The organism is Agrilactobacillus yilanensis, from assembly GCF_003946725.1.
Taxonomy (GTDB): domain Bacteria; phylum Bacillota; class Bacilli; order Lactobacillales; family Lactobacillaceae; genus Agrilactobacillus; species Agrilactobacillus yilanensis.
Genome location: NZ_RHOY01000017.1, coordinates 51031 through 66631, shown reverse-complemented (window position 1 = coordinate 66631; position 15601 = coordinate 51031). Strand labels below are relative to the sequence as shown.

The following is a 15601-nucleotide window of genomic DNA, read 5'->3' as shown; positions in this document are numbered from 1 at the left end:
TTTATGATATCAAAAAATGTAGGAAAACCGACAATTTCAAATTGCCATTTTCCTACATTTTACCGCCGCCATTAACAATAATAAGTTGAAAGTTTTAATTTGTAGGACGTTGTATATCCACAATAGTACAAATAAAATTGGAAAAATAAACCTCACTATTCTTTTAAACAATAGTCTTCCCCGCTTTCTTAAAGTATTTGTCCGAAGGTTTAGAACTTAATTCCTCGTCGACACCCAAAGTATAGTACCTATATTCTTCTTTTTAGTTTTATCGTTGTAAACTGCTAGTTTTTATGTAGCAATCTGTTAAAAAGTATTATTGGACCCTTTTTTAGATGCAAAAACCTCCATAAGAACCTTATGTAGATTCTTATGGAGGTTTACTATATTATTTTTGTGAATTGATTTAGGAAAAAGTAGTTTGTTGTGCAATACTCTGCCCTACTGGAATGATAATCAGAACTCTAAACTCATTTTCATTCCATGAAAAATCAGAGTATCCCTCTAATTTCTGAACACGTTCTCTAATACTATTTATGCCTAATCCGTATCTTCCCTTTCTTTTCGCGGACCGGATCAACTTGCTGGAAATATTCAGATTATTTATCCTAGCCGGATTAGTTACTTTCATAATAATTTTATCATCATGATAATGAATAGAAACTTTTATCTCTTTTGTCGGGGAGTTTATTCTATCACATTCTTCTATCGCATTATCTAATATATTTCCAAGAATTGCACAGATATCGACAGCATTATGCTTAAAATCAAGATCTGCCGGAATTTTTAGATCCAGTGAGTATAAAATGTTTCCAGTGTTCATTTCGTTTATCTTACTACTTAGTACAGTATCAATGGGCCAACAACCAGTATATGTTTGGAATGAAGACGTAGCAGTTAGAGTAATATTTTCTAATAACTTCTGTGCTGTATCAACATTTCCTTGCGCTAACTGGAAATTTATACTTAATAATAGATTTTTTAAATCATGCTTTAAAATACGAAATTCTGATTGTTTTCTTAACATTTCGTCGTAGTGCTGATTTTGCATTCCAGATAATGTCTGTTGTTGTAATAGGTAAGTTTTTTCAGTTAGATAGTTGTATAAAAAAATATTCATAATATTTACTATCAATAATCCAATACTTACTCCTATACTCTCAAATTGTGAAAAATGAAAAGGATACATCAGTGTACCTATCGATAACAGTGGGGTTATAGACAACATAATATATTCTTTAGTTGCCAAGCCAATTTCATTGGTACTCTTAAAATAGTGAAGAAAAAAGATTATTATTAATGACAAAACTGTAATTGATATATAAGACAATATAAACTGTAAGAAAACAATATTAGAAGGATCACTCTGTGTAGCAACCAGTAAACTATTCTGAAATAAAAACAAAAAAATTACATAGGCGTAATGGTACATCTTTTTGGTAACTGTTCCATAGAAGCAAAACGTTATTAATCCAGCTACAACAATAAAAAAAATATAGGTTAAGTCAAACCTTAAATTCTGACGATTTATTGAAATTTTTGTAAAGAGAATCAATAGTATGCAAAGTGCATAAAAAGACACCTTTTTTATTTTTAGTTCTAGGAAGCTACTCAAATAAAACGCAACATACCATCCCTGTAATGCACCTAAAAAAATAGCCAATATGAGTATAAATAATTCTTTCATATCCCTAATGACCTTTCAATGAAGTTTCTATAGCACGCCACAAATTTTTTCTTTTTTCCTCTACTAACTACCTCTTGATCTCCATTTGTCAAATGAACAACAGTATCCTCTATCCGCTCAATATAATTTAGGTTTATTATCGTCCCGTAATTTACTTGTACAAAAATGGAACTACCCAGATTAACTATAATATCTTTTAAGCGAGCATAGTAAACAATATCTTCCTGATTGTTACACATGGTAATTCGAAGTTTTCTCCCCTTCTCGGAGGTAATTCGAATTATTTGATCACATCGTACTTGATATTGCGTATGATTAACCTTTACGAAAAGGTATTGATTATCACTAGAAATTTTATCAATCGCTGCATCTAGGAGAATACGTATTTCATTTTCTTTAACGGGCTTTAGTAAATATCTAAATGGTGAAACTTCAAAGCTTTGAAGAGTATAGTCATCAAAGCTCGTAATATAATTTAATAATACTTGTTGATCACTTTCCCTGATAAACTTAGCGGTTTCAATGCCATTAATTCCATCCATTTCAATGTCTAAAAAAATAATTTGATAAACTATTTCTTGATTTCGAATCCCTCTTAATAAGGATTCTCCACTGCTATAAATATCAATGTCTACTTCCAAGCCCTGATTTATCATACAGGTATCGATCATTTTTTCTAGGAGTGTGCTTTGAAGCTCTTCATCATCACATATTGCAATTTTATACATAGTCAACCTCCCAGCAAGCGTTTTTATTTAAACCAGTCTTCCAATTCATCCGTGCTGACTTTACTATAAATTCGGATTAGTACCGGACGTAACGTTTCAAATGCCTCTATCAATTCTTCTCCTCCAAATAATCCAGAAAAAGATTTATTCGTCAGTGCTTCGGACAATCGATTGATTAATTCACCAGTTTTTTGTTGATCTGCCAAGATATTTATTAGTTTTCCCACTAAATACCGATCTTCAAAATTACTGTCCGCAAAAAAATCATACTTATCGACTTCCTGCTTAACCAGTTTAATCATATCATCTTTTTTTCATAATTAAATTCACCGGCTACATCCATGTATTCGATGATATCACTCGTAATAACGGGGATTGCTTGTGAGCGGTTGGCACAACAGCAATAAATTAGTCGATTGCAACAGGATCAATATGCTTATCGCAGTCAACAACATTATCAGACCGCGTTGACTCAGGGCGTTTTTGAAGACGAACTGATACCTTATGAAGCTATGACACAAGATGAAAGCCCTCGACCACAGACAACAATGGCTAAATTAAGCACATTACCCGCTGCGTTTAAACCAGATGGTCGGTTAACCGCGGGGAATAGCAGTCCTTTAAATGATGGCGCTGCTTTTTGTAAGCAACAGCATTTAACCCCTTTATTTGAAGTAATGGATAGTGTATGGATTGGGATTGAACCCGTTAATTTTGGTTTAGGACCGGTGGCGGCAACGTCAAAATTGTTACAGCGCAATCAATTAACATTAGCTGAAATTGATCGAACTGAATTATTGGAAATTGTTTAATGCTTGGACTAATCCAAAGGCTGAAGTACCTTGGCCGTTTGTCCCAGACATTAAACGTAATTTACTGATAGGCACGCTCGTATCATAAAAATTTAGGACCATAGAAAGACAGGCAATACCACAATCTTTTTCATCATGTTGCTTAATCAATTTTATTTTTCTCACTGTAAGTATACCTTCTCTAGCACTTAATATGGTATAAGTATACTTGTATTCATACAATATTATTCAGAATTGTCCCGAAATCACTCATTCATATCCTAAAGTGAATAAAATTACAGCTGAAACGATAAATGAGTAAAAATTACACTGAGAATGCTTGGTACTAGTAGTCGGTGGCTATACTGCTAAACAATGTTTGCAAGCAATTGGTAGCTGGGGTATTACTGGTACAGGAGCAGGAGGTCCTGCCGGAGCTTTCATAGGCGCACATATCGGGGTCATTACTGGGTCTTGATGGATTTTTAGGACAATAAGGAGGATTACTATGCCGAAGAATCAAAAAAAGGATTTCTTTTTGACAGCTTCTATTGCGATAATTGGGCTGGCAGCAATATACTTTTCAAATACATTCTTGAATAGTTTAGCGATGTCGTTTTTTTTAATCAGCATAGTAGTCTTAACTACTCTACCAGTTCAAATCAGAAAAAAGAAACAGCGTAAATTAATTGCGGATTATTTAAATAGGAACGATACTGCTTTACAAGAAAATATTTATGAAGCTACTCAAGTCACTCCGAAACAATTAAAAAACTACACTGTACTAGGAAATGGCATAGCATCTTCTAAGCTTTATAAAATTGAAGAAATCATATCAAAGATGTAAAATACATGTTCATTTAATCATTTGATGGGCTATAACAAATCAGGTAGAACGGACACCCGTATTTATTAAGAATCGCAATCCGATATCACCTCTTATTTTGCCGTAAATTATTTTTCTTCGATACTTCGGTATGAAAACAATATAATACTTACGGTCCTACTTCGTATGCGATAAGCTGTTATCAGTTGACAGAACAACCACTCCCCTTATTTATAGATTTCGATTTACGGTCGATCTCCATTATAACAAGGGGTTTTTCACACCTGGAAGCTAACCCTCTCACAGGCATAGCCCGTGGTTTTTAAAATCATATAAAAATGGCCTGACTCCTGTAGAATACAGGAATCAAACCATGTCTAAAATTTAATCTAAAACTGTCTAACTTTTTGTAGCACTTTATTTTAATTTCGGCCTTTTGGAATAAGAAAGTACAATGGCAAGATATCAATCATAATTGTAACAAAAAACAATGATACATCCTTTGCGTTAATATTTGTACTAGGCCCTATCAAGTTGACAATTTAAATAATATAAAATTCTGTTTGCTTAAACGGCTTTATCCCAATATTCATCTGGGGTAAGGCCGTTTTTTTTGTGTTGAACGATTGAAATGGTTGAAGTACTCAATACCTTCCGCCACCGCTTGATTTTATTCTGTTCTCTAAAATAAAAATGATATTATCTATCAAGTGAAAATACTCCAGAAAAATTCATAGATAATCAAAAAAATTGCTATGTCAACCGTTAAAATCAATTTCTTTTTCGAAGATAAATCTTTCTTCTTTAGATAGTTACCCAATGCAATTAAAGAGATTACAGCGGAGAAAATTAATACTTTTACCATTGGTCCCAAATCCTTCCAACAGCTCCAGTCAGACAACCTCCACCAGCTACAGTTCCTGCCCCTATTCCTTTACCAATGTCTTTTAGACAATCTTTTGAGCTATACCCTCCCATTAATTGTTTCATTTCTTGTTCGTTTAGTTTTTGAAACTTTTGCATGATAAAACTCCCTTTCAAATAGATTTATGTTATGTATACAAGATACCCCAGTTTCCTCTTTGTTTGGTTTTTTATCTCAAAACAATAAAAAACTGTCCTGAATCAAGAGAAATAACCTTTTCAACGAGGAAAAATTCAGCAATTAAAAGATCAACAGCTACTGCAAATGAATGGCGGGGAATTGGTGGAGATTCCATAAAAAAAGACACCCGAAATAATTCGGATGCCTTGTAACCGTTGATATAACAGGATATTAACGTTTTGAAAATTGTGAAGCTTTACGAGCTTTCTTAAGACCTGGCTTTGAGTAAAGCGTTATTAATAGGTGTCAATGAGTGTCAAACTTTCGGTCAAATATAGATTTGTGGAAAAAGAGTAATCAATAGATTTCAATAGCTGTCATTAGAAAACAGATAAATCGGCCAAAAATCGGCCAAATTTTCAGCAACGTGTGAACTGAACAACGTAAAAATTTAAGTCTTAAGAAGCATTGGGCGGGCAATGATGACATACATAACAGTGGCAAGACGATTTCCTCCAGAAATGGAGGAAATTTTTAGTCACTTGTAGAAGTCCTACTGTAATATAAGTATTTCGCGTATAATGCTTACTAGAGGAAAGTGCGAAGTATTAGCTTCGACATTATAGTAAGGTGGTGGCCTAAATGGCAGCGAGCATAGAAACAACAGTCAAACAGTGGGCAGATGCGGAAATTCGTAATCTGGGCTGGAACATAATTGCATCTGAGAATGAATCATGCGATGAACATATCGACGAATCTCTGAAGAATAATCCTTCAAAAACCGGTGGTACAGGCGGTGGCCGGCCAGACTACACAATCATGCTGGACAACGGCGAAAAGATGATTCCTGTCTTTATCGAATACAAAGGTACCAAGGGTAAACTCGAAAAATTGGACAAGCAAAATCTTGTCGTATTGCGTGATGCTCATGGTGCATTCGATTATAAACAAGCCATTCCAAAGTACGCAGTGAACGGTGCCGCTTATTACGCAATGAACGCAGTCAAAGATACCGACTATGCAGAAATCGTCGCAGTTGGCGTTAACGGTATTAAAGACTCAGCCGGAACGATTCAGCATGAAATTCGTGTATACGTGCTTAATGAAGCAGAACCCGAGTTACCGATTTACTTGGGCGAGTTCGATAATCTGGACTTTCTAAAGAACCGCGATCCTGAAAAGTCGTCTTTGTTCCAACGAATTGAAGACGTGCAGACTGATCCTAAGGAGTTGGAGCTACGCGCAATTCGTGATGACGCTAAAATTGAAGCCGTTCTTCAAGAACTCAACCAGAAACTTCATGACGAACAGCAAATTATCCCAAGCCAGCGAATCAACGTTGTTGCAGGTTCCCTAATGGCAGCGGTTGGGGTCAAAGATGCTAATGGTGATTGGAAAGTCGCCCGCCTTCACCCTAACGAGCTTAAAGGTTCTACCGAAGAAGGAAATACCGACGGCGAAAAAATCGTCAATAAGATTAAAAACTTCCTCAAAGAGCGCGACTTACCCGAAAAGAAACAGTCGCAGATTCTTAATCTTTTACGGACAAACTTTGTCGATAATAATTTGAACCAAAAATCTGCCACTGAAACTCAAACGCCAATCAAATCTATTTACCAAGAAGTTTACGACAGACTTATCCCAATTTATGATATTACCGGTACTAATGACTTCACAGGTAAACTCTTCAATGTGATGAACGCTTGGGTTGACGTGCCGGACGGCGGCGCTAATGACGTTGTGCTAACGCCCCGATACGTCACTAACTTCATGGCTCGTCTCACGCAAACTAATATGCATAGCTACGTCTGGGACTGGGCTTTAGGTTCTGGTGGTTTTCTGATTAGTGCAATGAATCAGATGATTAGCGACGCAAAAACACAATATGCAAACGATCTGACAAAACAACGCCAACAAATTGAGCATATTAAGACTCGTCAACTACTCGGCGTTGAGTTACTAGCCAACGTCTACATGTTAGCCGTCTTAAACATGATTCTGATGGGTGATGGTTCGTCAAACATTGTTAACGACAACTCACTTACAAACTATGATGGTAAGTATGCATATAATGAAGATCCGTTTCCCGCTGACGTGTTCTTACTTAACCCGCCCTACTCCGCCGAAGGTAACGGCATGATCTTCGTTGAAAAAGCGTTTCAAAAGCAAACTAAAGGGTTTGGCGCCGTAATCATTCAAGATAGTGCCGGTAGTGGTAAGGCAACGGAAATTAACAAACGTATTTTGCATAATAATCGACTTAAGGCAAGTATCAAGATGCCCGGCGACTTATTTAAGGCAAGTGTCCAAACCTCTATTTATTTATTCGAAGTCGGCACGCCTCATCAAAGCGATGACAACGTATACTTCTTTGACCTACGCGACGATGGCTACACTCGTACTAACAGAAAAAAAGCCAGAGTTAACCTTTTTGATTCAAACGATGCAAAAGGACATTACCAAGAAGTTGTTGATATTGTTCTGGACAAATCTAAGAAGACTGATTACTTCAAACTAAACGACAATTACTACAAAGGAACTATTGATCCTGCAAGTGGGAAAGATTGGAACTACAACAAGAAGATTGACGCTACGCCTAAGGAAGAAGACTTTAAGAAAGTCATTGGTGATTATCTCAGCTGGGAAGTTTCTCAGATTCTCAAAGGACAACAACCGGATTTTCCAGTCGCCCCACAGCAATAACGCCGTTTGAGCGGTGGGGCGTATTCAATGTAAAAGAATTGTACGGAAGTGCCACACGGGGAAAGCGTCTTAAGTCAGCCGATCGCGTACCAGGTGCCCTCCCGTTCGTAACAGCTGGAGAGGCGGAACAAGGCGTATCTGCATTTATTGGAAATGATGTTGTAGTCTTCAAGCAAAACACAGTGACAATTGACATGTTTGGATCTGCAAAATACCGTAGTTACAACTATGGTGCTGATGATCATGTAGCGGTAGTTCATACGGAAGAGTTATCTCAAAGAGCAGCAATATTTGTCGCATCTGCTCTTAACAAGGCTGCACATACAGGCGCATTTGACTATTCACGTAACTTTTACGCAAAAGACGCAGATGCCTTAACAATAAAGTTGCCTGTTGATCAGAAAGGGAATCCTGACTACAAGGCGATGGACAATTATATAGGTACGCTTGAAGCTGGTCGTATTAACGCTCTCGACAAATACCTCAACGATACGGGACTGAATGACTATAAACTAACAGACGAAGAGTCCAGTGCTGTAAGCGGTTTCCAAAATGGGGGGGGTATAACATGGTCTAAATTCTTCTTGGAAGATCTATTCACAATTAAGAACACTACAAACCTAATTAAATCAGAAATCACTGACTTTAACGGCCAAACACCATACGTCGGTGCTAGTCGCGAATGCAATGGTATCACCGCGTACATCAATTACAATCAACAACTATTGATGCAGGGCGACACACTATTCATCGGCGGCAAAACATTTACGGTATTTTATCAACCAGACGACTACTTTTCAAATGATAGCCACAATATCTGGCTGAAGCTAAAAACCAGCGTACTTGATTCAAAGCATACCTATCAATTTATGGCAGCATGCATATACAACGCCCTATCAGATAAATACGAATGGGGAAATTCCATATCACGCGCCAAGATACGCAATGATTCAGTATACTTACCCGTCTTGGCTGATGGTACACCAAATTATGACGCAATGGCTATATATATGCGTGCTGTCGAAAAGTCAGTAATTAAAGACGTTGTCAATTGGAAGAATGTTCAACTAGCTGACTTGACCAATGCACATTACGCATAACCACAAGGTCGCCAAGGCGCCCGTTTTCCCTCCTGAAAATGAAAAATCAGGAGGTTTTTATTATGGTAGATCGTCACCAAGAAATCATCATGGAAATTCAGGAAGATCTTAATCTACAGGCATCTGTGATTTTGACCGATAGGCAACTTAACATTCTAAATCGTACACAACAACTTCGATTTCCACCGAGCGCACTGGATAATAACGCCGTCACCCGCATCACGAACTACTTGCGAGATACCCCCGCAGACTGCCGAGTATGGGATGCTGCAAAAAGTTTAAGTGATGGCAGTATTGTGATAGCGATTCGGCTAATGACGCAGTACGTCACAATCATGCTAATCTAGCTCAACTCAACCTCAGTTTCGGCTGGGGTTTTTTTTCCAACAAACGCAAACAACCGCCCCGAGAAAGTACCATAGGACGGTTATTTGTCTGGTAATATTTGAAAAGTTACATGCTGATCACCGCCCGCTCACAAATTAGAAATTGATAGCATCACTCCCTTTTCCACTCGCGAACCCTTTTAGTCTTTGTACGGGTCTTGCGTCATGAGACCTGCTAGGCCATCTAGCTCAACATCATCATTACGGTACTCAGGCAATTCTTCACTATCGAGTTCGGGCGCCCAAAGTTCGTGCCCCTCTTCGTCGATGGCAAGCGCGCCATACATAAATTGCGGGTCATCTTTGAAAATGGTGTAAAGCTTGGTCATGGCGAGACCCAGCCCGAAAGCTTCACCAGATTTACCGACGCCATGTGTGGGGTCACCTGCGCCGATCACCGCAAGGCGGTTTGCATCGAGATATAGGTGATGGAGATAGCCATATAGGTCAATCGCTTGCTTAGTGTTCATAATAGTAGCCTCCTTAGCGGTCTAAGCCAGTATCTGGTGTGTTACCAGGCAAACCATTTGCGACGGAATCATCTAATGCTTTGGCGGCGCGATCGTGGATATATTGCCAAGCAGAACGATTTTCGGTGTATTTGCTACCCATCGTTTCGTTGTAAACTTCACGCTTTTGGCGCGGGTCAGTAACGCCGCGGGTTTTAACAGTGGCCGCGGCAAAGGCGCGATCACGAGTGATTGAATCATGAAGCTGTTCGGCGGTTTGCATGCCAACGGGTGTGACGTGCCACTTTTCGAGATCAGAGGCAATGCGGTCTTGCTTAGCTTGTTGCAAGTCCGCCTTGTGTTGAACTGTCGCCTTAGTGACGCGGTTTTCTTGCATCGTTGTACGTACAATTGTACGTAGGGTGATGCGTTGCTTGTAGAGCAAACGATTCATAAAGACTTGCTTGAGAGCACGTGCCAAAACCATGAGTTTTGAGTAGCTAGTGGCACCGCCAGAGACAACAGCGCCAGTTTTATCGACCGTGTTTGCTGGTGCGGTCATTTCACCATCAGATTCGTAATCGTCCATTGCGGTGCGAGCTTGCTTAACAACCGCCGGGTCATGAGCGCTACGATTCTTGAAAAGTTCGCCGTAGCTAGTCCCAAAATCGCGTTCTAGCAAGGCAACTTTCGCCTTGGTTGCCCGCGCGGAAACGTCCGCAGGGTCAGGGGTGCCGCCAGTTTCCGATGCCTCGGCGTCACGGCAAGCAGTGTTGAAGTCGTTATGGTCTTGTTCCGACCAATCTGAGACGGGCTTTTGAAGAAAACCGAAGTTGTTGTTTTCTTCACTGTCGCTTTGCACCGAAGCGTTGCCTTCTGCAAAGCCTGTCACTAGGCGAGTTGCCAACGCTTGGCGTTTGCGGGACAAGGCCAAGCCCCGCGCGGCTTGTTCGTCATCGTCTTTGGCTTGGGCATCGGCAGCTTTTGTGTCGGCAATTACCGCCTTAGTGTCATTGATCTGTTTGGCAACGGCAATCACTGGCGCAGTTTCCGGCGCCGGGGTGGTGTCATGGTGTCCGGCCAGATCAGACTTCATCAAGTCGGCGTAATGGTTACGCGCAACGTTAGTTTCAGCAGTGGTCTTCTTGTACAATTCTTCATCATCAAATTCATCATCAAACATTTTAGGTTCCTCCTTACGAGATTCCGCGTTAGCAACATTTTCAGCCATTCGCAATTCAACGGCCGCTACGTCAACAACAACGGGTGTTGGTTTGACCTTAGCCGTTTTGACTGCCAGCTTCGCCATTAGGGCATCAGCTTCGGACTGTGGAGCTGGCTCAGGTACTGGGTTTAGTTCAGTAATGGTGGCAGTAACAGCTTCACGGCCATAGTCACGACCTAAACCACGAGTTGACTTCACGGCGCCCGTCTTCTTATCAATCAACTGATAAAACCCACGGACTTTCTTTTCTTTACCGTCAACGTCAATATGATAAGTCCACGCCTTGGCCTTGCCGCGTTCAGTGATCGTGATGCCATATTCCGATTGAAGTTCGTCTTTGAAGTCATCAACCGAGACGGCGTGTGACTTGGCGGTATCTACGGCGTCTTTGACAACTTGTTGCCAAGGCGATTTGACGGGTAACGAGTCGCGATCAGCCGTAAAAGCTGACTTTACGGCGATTGGATTCACCCACGGTTTGCCCGTGACCGGTTCAGATTCAGAAGCCAGATAGCCATCGAGTTTCTTTCGCAAACTAGCAACTGAAAAATTGTTCGTTTGCACTGTTTTGCCGTCAGTTTTGATGGCGTTCTCTAGGCAATGCACATGTACATGACCGTTTTTGCCGTCTGCTTGCGTGGCTAACACGTATTGCGCGCCATCAGGTTGAGTTGCTTTCATGAAGCCATCAGCGAGCTGTAAGGCTTGTTGCGCCCGTTCTTGAAGCGTTCCCGTTAGCTCATCATCAGCAAAGCTGATGATAATCGAGTTAGCTTGGGTTCGCCGTTTCGGATTTTTCGCTCGAAGCAAAACGTTGTGAAACTGCCGCTGTAAGTAGCCGCCAGATTGATCAGCGGTAACATCACCAGTCTTGGGGTCATGAATCAAATTGACATTTTGACCGCCAGCCGCTAAGACTCGATCAACGCCGTCACGATGTGAAGGCTTGTCAAAAAGATAAGTTAGGCGGCCGATACTAGATCGAATTGGAGTGCTCGTCAGAACGGCCATTATGAATCACTTCCTTAGTTTCCTTGACAGTTTGGCGCAACGGTGTGACAACATCACGTTGCAAACCGAGCAAAAATTGAATCACTGTTGCACCAACTTTGTCGCCATTTTTTGACGCCACGTTTAATGACTTCGCCACTTGATTAACATTGCGTCCCATCATGTTCGTTTGATACAAAAGTTCGTCCAGTTTGGCGTTCAAATCTTCCAACAACCGGCGCGTCTGTTCGAGCTGTTCTGCGCCGGTCTTATCGCCAGAAAACAACGCTATTGTCAGTGCCGAAATCTTGCCAGAGTGTTCGCGACTTAGAACTTGCAACGCAGATCGTGATTCGGGATTTTCAACATACTTCAGTAACAAAACTTCGTCCTGCATTGCCCGCCGGTAGCATTCAGCGGCGGTAGTCAGCCCGTAAGTTTTTTTGAGGTAATCCACGGCCAGTTTGTCGGTCGCGGTAGCCTCAATACGATAGCGGGAACGGTGACGCGTTGTGGTGCTTTCTGCTTCGGCAGTCATAACGAAAACCTCCTTAGTGCAAACCCGGTAAAGAAGTAACGCAAGCAGTTATATTGGGGCTCCGCCCCAACATATGCTGGCTTCGCCAGCAGCTTGCGGGGGCTTCGCCCCTCGACCCTATTTGCGACGCCAATCTTCGATTTTTGTTGCAAAGTCCAAACCCGTTCCGTGACCAAAACATGCAATCTAAAGTTGCAATTTTTCTCACGTTAGCGCATCGAAACACGCCAGCTTTCGTAGTGGTTTTGGTTGCGATCAAACGACCGGGATTCAGGCTGGGGGGCGGGCTGAAAGTTGCCGGGAAAAGTACGTTGCCGAATCACATTTTCGCTAAAACTACCGCGAGTTGTTCCGCCGTTTTTATGTGCGAATCGGCGTAGTGAACCGGGCGATAATTGTCAAAGACATCGTCCGGGTCAGGTTGCAAAGCAACCGCATCTTCGAGCTTCGCACTGCCATAAAGTGACAGCATCGCGGCAACAACTACTGGGCGTTGTTTCGGATTAGGATAACGGCACAAGATTGCATCACGATGGGCGCCGTTCCAGCCAAGCAACACTTCTTGAGATTGCTTGGGAGTGAGGGCGACGTAAGCCTTAAAAGCTGTGTACCAATGTGAATCAATATAGCTAGTTTTCCCGTTGCCGCCACCCATTAGCTCATCGCCATAAAGGGCTTTAAGATCGCGTTCAGCTTGAGATTGTTCGCGCAGGGTGTATTGCGCCACTCCGAGCCGAAAGTCAGCCCATGAGATACCAAACTGCTTTTCAGCGCCGCGCATCGTTTCTAAGACTGCGAGTTTCTTCATACGCAAGCGCCAGTCAGCTGTCCAAACAACATTTCCCGCGTCGTCCATCTTGGCCATTACCGCAAGACGCAAACGTCGAACATCGAAATACTTACCAGACGCGAGCTTTAGTGGGTGTTTGAGGCGTGAGATTTGGTAACGAACTTCTTGTAACCCATAGCCAGCGTTATTCTTACTAAAGTTGTCGTACCGCGTGCGGCCATCTTTGATGTCATCTTTAACAGCTTTTACTTCAGCAGGCGTTGCGTGGTCGTCAACATAGTGTTCGTAAGCCAATTCTAGTGCTTCAAGCTCGGCTAGATTAGCGCGAAGCTTTTCTAGGTCACGCTTAGCTTGGGTCTCCCACATGGTCAGACGTTCAAGCAAGCCAGCTTTACCACGATGCGGCCAAACGGTACGCCGTAGCAGCGATTTTACGACTGTTTGGCGTTCGCTGTCGCTAAACTCTAGCGAAACCGAATCGATTAATCGGGCATCAAAGCCAGCGCCTGCAAGCGTAGTTTTATTGAAGTACAGGGCTTGTTCGGCCGTCATCTGCCGCGTACTCGCGACAACATCATTATTAGTGTTTAAGACGTGCATTGCCGTGTAGAAGCTAGGAACGGAAGACTGGTCTTCTTGCCCTTTGTAAACGGATTGCATGAATGCGCCAGCAAGATCAGTCGTCAACACGCGGTTAACAATCGACCGTGCAAGTCGGAACAAGCCAGTTTCGCGGATAAGATGCCGCCGAGCGATGGCCTTCATCGTTTCGCAGTAAACCTCAACCGCCCAGTCGTCCATGTCCTGCATGAGAAAGCTGTAAAGTTTTGGCGAAACCTCATACTTCGTTGATTCGGCTAAAGCATCGATCAGCCCCCGGCCATAGGCGCGCTGAAGCTTGAAAGCCGCCGCACTAAGCTTTAGATCAGGGTTCAGCTGGCACCACTTCAAGAACAAGTCTGCGGCCGCCGCTGTCATCTTAAATTCAGAAACGCGGTTACCATCGCCATCCGTCCAGATAATATTCGATGGCAAAGACGCGTCGTCTTTGTGCAACGTGCGAATCGTGTCTAGATCAAGCGGCGTGTCGGTTACAAACGTCACGTGGGAATGGTCGTGATACAATCCTTGCTTAACGTGTGACAAAATCAGTTTGGGACAGTCTTCCATGCCAACGTCTTCGGTTTTGTGCGTGATTTCCATTCTCATCTGTGCGCCGAGAATCCGGGGCGTGGTGCCGTTAGCGCCAGCCAGCGTGTAACCGTGGCGACGGGCGCCGTCAACAAACCATTTGCCAAGGGTTGCCAAGTGTTTTCCGTGGTTTTGGATTGATTCATCAAGTTCGCCAAAATCCGCGTTAGGTTGTGTCAATGTTGCCTGATAGGCATAAATTTTATCGCGTCCAGCAATGGCGGCAATCGCAACGACAGTTTCAGCTAACTTCCTATTCTTCATAATGTTGCGTGACGACCGTTGCATTTCGGCGTAGGGCGAATGACTCATGCCTGAGGTGATTAAACCGAACGCTTGGCTGTGGCCGTGGTCATGGCTAGAAACGGTCGCAAACGTCTTCTGGCCGTATGAGCCAGTGCTTAGCACCGCTTTACAGGCGGATAGTTGACTTGGCGTGATGTCGCCACGGTTCGTGTGGATCGAGTTACGCTTACCTTTACCTTTACGGCTCTTGTCGATCTTCAACAACTTAAGCTCAACTCCGCGGACCATCGCGGCGCAATGCGCTTGTTCGCTACGATTAACAATCGACCAGCTGGAAAGTAATTCTTGTTTGCTGGTGAAGTTGCCTTCATGCAAACGATGACTGTTCTTTGCCATTGCCACGTCCTCCTTTCAATAGTAGTTTTGACGCTAAAACGGATTTCAAAACATCGCAGATAACGTTGATATATCAGTGATGCGCGATTAAGTTCTCTGTATGAACCGTCGTGATGAATTTTGCTAGGTTTTCGTCAGGCAGGTTCGTATTGGCCGCGTTCCTTCCAGTCACGAATAGTGGCCAAAGATAAATCGTGAGCTTCAAGTTCCGCCAAATAGTCACTGTGAGTGCCTACAAGCGACTGCAAAGCATCATATTGACCTAAGTAGTAATCGCGCTTAGATTCAAATTCGGCGTCGTCAAAATCATAGTCACCAGTAATGGCATCGCGGCGCTGTAAAGCGCCAGTCAGGTTGGCGTATAATTCTTCAATTGCAGTTTTCATATAGTAATCCTCCTCTGGGTGTCTGTCAGGATTCACGAGCTCGAAGCGATCAGATGCTTCACTTTTTGATTCGTGAACGGCGGGGTGATTTGCCCCCGCCGACGTTACGGTTATTGTCATCATT

General features: G+C 42.4%; 16 protein-coding genes and 3 pseudogenes. 6 read left to right on the top strand and 13 right to left on the bottom strand.

All coding sequences use genetic code 11. From position 1 onward, the window contains the following. Nucleotides 1-406: 406 nt before the first annotated feature. Genes EKM93_RS10925 through EKM93_RS10915 form a run of 3 tightly spaced genes read right to left on the bottom strand, consistent with a single transcriptional unit; the run spans nt 407 to nt 2717 of the window. Complete coding sequence (locus tag EKM93_RS10925) at nt 407-1687, bottom strand: sensor histidine kinase (protein WP_125715621.1); 1281 nt, start codon at nt 1685-1687, stop codon at nt 407-409. Further along, nucleotides 1684-2415, bottom strand: coding sequence for a LytR/AlgR family response regulator transcription factor (locus EKM93_RS10920; protein ID WP_125715620.1), 732 nt, complete (start codon nt 2413-2415; stop codon nt 1684-1686). The genes EKM93_RS10925 and EKM93_RS10920 overlap by 4 nt, the downstream gene beginning before the upstream one ends. 23 nt (nt 2416-2438) lie before the next feature. After that, on the bottom strand, nt 2439-2717 hold the full coding sequence (locus tag EKM93_RS10915; protein WP_225423703.1) for a hypothetical protein: 279 nt from the start codon (nt 2715-2717) through the stop codon (nt 2439-2441). A gap of 114 nt (nt 2718-2831) precedes the next feature. On the opposite strand from EKM93_RS10915, the gene EKM93_RS10910 reads away from it, so the two are divergent. Next, nucleotides 2832-3227 carry a thiolase family protein gene (locus EKM93_RS10910; protein WP_125715619.1) on the top strand — a complete coding sequence of 132 codons (396 nt, stop codon included), beginning with the start codon at nt 2832-2834 and terminating at the stop codon, nt 3225-3227. 9 nt (nt 3228-3236) lie between these two features. On the opposite strand, the pseudogene EKM93_RS10905 reads toward EKM93_RS10910, so the two are convergent. After that, nucleotides 3237-3392: pseudogene (locus tag EKM93_RS10905) on the bottom strand (cysteine peptidase family C39 domain-containing protein); the annotation flags it as partial. A 322-nt stretch (nt 3393-3714) separates the two neighbouring features. On the opposite strand from EKM93_RS10905, the gene EKM93_RS10900 reads away from it, so the two are divergent. Beyond that, nucleotides 3715-4053 carry a hypothetical protein gene (locus tag EKM93_RS10900; RefSeq protein WP_125715617.1) on the top strand — a complete coding sequence of 113 codons (339 nt, stop codon included), beginning with the start codon at nt 3715-3717 and terminating at the stop codon, nt 4051-4053. A 78-nt stretch (nt 4054-4131) separates the two neighbouring features. On the opposite strand, the pseudogene EKM93_RS13685 reads toward EKM93_RS10900, so the two are convergent. The 3 genes and pseudogenes from EKM93_RS13685 to EKM93_RS13735 form a co-directional block, all read right to left on the bottom strand. Next, a pseudogene (locus tag EKM93_RS13685) lies at nt 4132-4245 on the bottom strand (IS200/IS605 family transposase); the annotation flags it as partial. Between the two features lie 645 nt (nt 4246-4890). Then, complete coding sequence (locus EKM93_RS13520; protein WP_164507070.1) at nt 4891-5055, bottom strand: hypothetical protein; 165 nt, start codon at nt 5053-5055, stop codon at nt 4891-4893. Nucleotides 5056-5126: 71 nt separating this feature from the next. Beyond that, the gene (locus EKM93_RS13735; RefSeq protein ID WP_263853581.1) at nt 5127-5252 is read right to left on the bottom strand and encodes a hypothetical protein; all 126 of its coding nucleotides are present in this window, start codon (nt 5250-5252) and stop codon (nt 5127-5129) included. Between the two features lie 467 nt (nt 5253-5719). Between EKM93_RS13735 and EKM93_RS10885 the strand changes: the two genes are divergently transcribed. The 3 genes from EKM93_RS10885 (at nt 5720) to EKM93_RS10875 (ending at nt 9227) form a co-directional block, all read left to right on the top strand. Further along, nucleotides 5720-7780 (top strand): HsdM family class I SAM-dependent methyltransferase, encoded by a 2061-nt coding sequence (locus EKM93_RS10885; RefSeq protein ID WP_125715616.1) that lies wholly within the window; start codon nt 5720-5722, stop codon nt 7778-7780. Beyond that, nucleotides 7717-8880 carry a restriction endonuclease subunit S gene (locus tag EKM93_RS10880; RefSeq protein WP_125715615.1) on the top strand — a complete coding sequence of 388 codons (1164 nt, stop codon included), beginning with the start codon at nt 7717-7719 and terminating at the stop codon, nt 8878-8880. Before EKM93_RS10885 ends, EKM93_RS10880 begins: the two co-directional genes overlap by 64 nt. A gap of 62 nt (nt 8881-8942) precedes the next feature. Then, complete coding sequence (locus tag EKM93_RS10875) at nt 8943-9227, top strand: hypothetical protein (protein WP_125715614.1); 285 nt, start codon at nt 8943-8945, stop codon at nt 9225-9227. A gap of 179 nt (nt 9228-9406) precedes the next feature. Here the strand turns inward: EKM93_RS10875 and EKM93_RS10870 are convergent, their stop codons facing one another. Both EKM93_RS10870 and EKM93_RS13680 read right to left on the bottom strand, forming a co-directional pair. Then, nucleotides 9407-9736, bottom strand: a complete 330-nt coding sequence (locus tag EKM93_RS10870; protein WP_125715613.1) for a hypothetical protein — start codon at nt 9734-9736, stop codon at nt 9407-9409. A gap of 13 nt (nt 9737-9749) precedes the next feature. Then, nucleotides 9750-11138, bottom strand: a complete 1389-nt coding sequence (locus tag EKM93_RS13680; RefSeq protein ID WP_225423705.1) for a hypothetical protein — start codon at nt 11136-11138, stop codon at nt 9750-9752. Nucleotides 11139-11277: 139 nt separating this feature from the next. Between EKM93_RS13680 and EKM93_RS13730 the strand changes: the two genes are divergently transcribed. Then, nucleotides 11278-11454 carry a hypothetical protein gene (locus tag EKM93_RS13730; protein WP_263853580.1) on the top strand — a complete coding sequence of 59 codons (177 nt, stop codon included), beginning with the start codon at nt 11278-11280 and terminating at the stop codon, nt 11452-11454. Nucleotides 11455-11477: 23 nt separating this feature from the next. Here the strand turns inward: EKM93_RS13730 and EKM93_RS13815 are convergent. The 4 genes and pseudogenes from EKM93_RS13815 to EKM93_RS10850 form a co-directional block, all read right to left on the bottom strand. Then, a pseudogene (locus EKM93_RS13815) lies at nt 11478-11951 on the bottom strand (relaxase/mobilization nuclease domain-containing protein); the annotation flags it as partial. Beyond that, entirely contained in the window at nt 11917-12468 is a 552-nt protein-coding gene (locus EKM93_RS10860) for a hypothetical protein (protein ID WP_125715611.1), read from the bottom strand. The gene EKM93_RS10860 and the pseudogene EKM93_RS13815, both read right to left, overlap by 35 nt. A gap of 319 nt (nt 12469-12787) precedes the next feature. Then, nucleotides 12788-15091, bottom strand: a complete 2304-nt coding sequence (locus EKM93_RS10855; RefSeq protein ID WP_125715610.1) for a hypothetical protein — start codon at nt 15089-15091, stop codon at nt 12788-12790. A 134-nt stretch (nt 15092-15225) separates the two neighbouring features. Further along, a complete protein-coding gene (locus EKM93_RS10850) occupies nt 15226-15477 on the bottom strand; it encodes a hypothetical protein (protein WP_125715609.1) in 252 nt (83 codons plus the stop codon). Between the last annotated feature and the right edge of the window lie 124 nt (nt 15478-15601).

What these genes read in the sequence shown, in the direction of transcription:
- EKM93_RS10925 (WP_125715621.1), bottom strand. Translation starts at nt 1,687, where the DNA reads ATGAAAGAATTATTTATACTCATATTGGCTATTTTTTTAGGTGCATTA.
- EKM93_RS10920 (WP_125715620.1), bottom strand. Translation starts at nt 2,415, where the DNA reads ATGTATAAAATTGCAATATGTGATGATGAAGAGCTTCAAAGCACACTC.
- EKM93_RS10915 (WP_225423703.1), bottom strand. Translation starts at nt 2,717, where the DNA reads ATGATTAAACTGGTTAAGCAGGAAGTCGATAAGTATGATTTTTTTGCG.
- EKM93_RS10900 (WP_125715617.1), top strand. Translation starts at nt 3,715, where the DNA reads ATGCCGAAGAATCAAAAAAAGGATTTCTTTTTGACAGCTTCTATTGCG.
- EKM93_RS13520 (WP_164507070.1), bottom strand. Translation starts at nt 5,055, where the DNA reads ATGCAAAAGTTTCAAAAACTAAACGAACAAGAAATGAAACAATTAATG.
- EKM93_RS13735 (WP_263853581.1), bottom strand. Translation starts at nt 5,252, where the DNA reads ATGGAATCTCCACCAATTCCCCGCCATTCATTTGCAGTAGCTGTTGAT.
- EKM93_RS10885 (WP_125715616.1), top strand. Translation starts at nt 5,720, where the DNA reads ATGGCAGCGAGCATAGAAACAACAGTCAAACAGTGGGCAGATGCGGAA.
- EKM93_RS10875 (WP_125715614.1), top strand. Translation starts at nt 8,943, where the DNA reads ATGGTAGATCGTCACCAAGAAATCATCATGGAAATTCAGGAAGATCTT.
- EKM93_RS10870 (WP_125715613.1), bottom strand. Translation starts at nt 9,736, where the DNA reads ATGAACACTAAGCAAGCGATTGACCTATATGGCTATCTCCATCACCTA.
- EKM93_RS10860 (WP_125715611.1), bottom strand. Translation starts at nt 12,468, where the DNA reads ATGACTGCCGAAGCAGAAAGCACCACAACGCGTCACCGTTCCCGCTAT.
- EKM93_RS10855 (WP_125715610.1), bottom strand. Translation starts at nt 15,091, where the DNA reads ATGGCAAAGAACAGTCATCGTTTGCATGAAGGCAACTTCACCAGCAAA.
- EKM93_RS10850 (WP_125715609.1), bottom strand. Translation starts at nt 15,477, where the DNA reads ATGAAAACTGCAATTGAAGAATTATACGCCAACCTGACTGGCGCTTTA.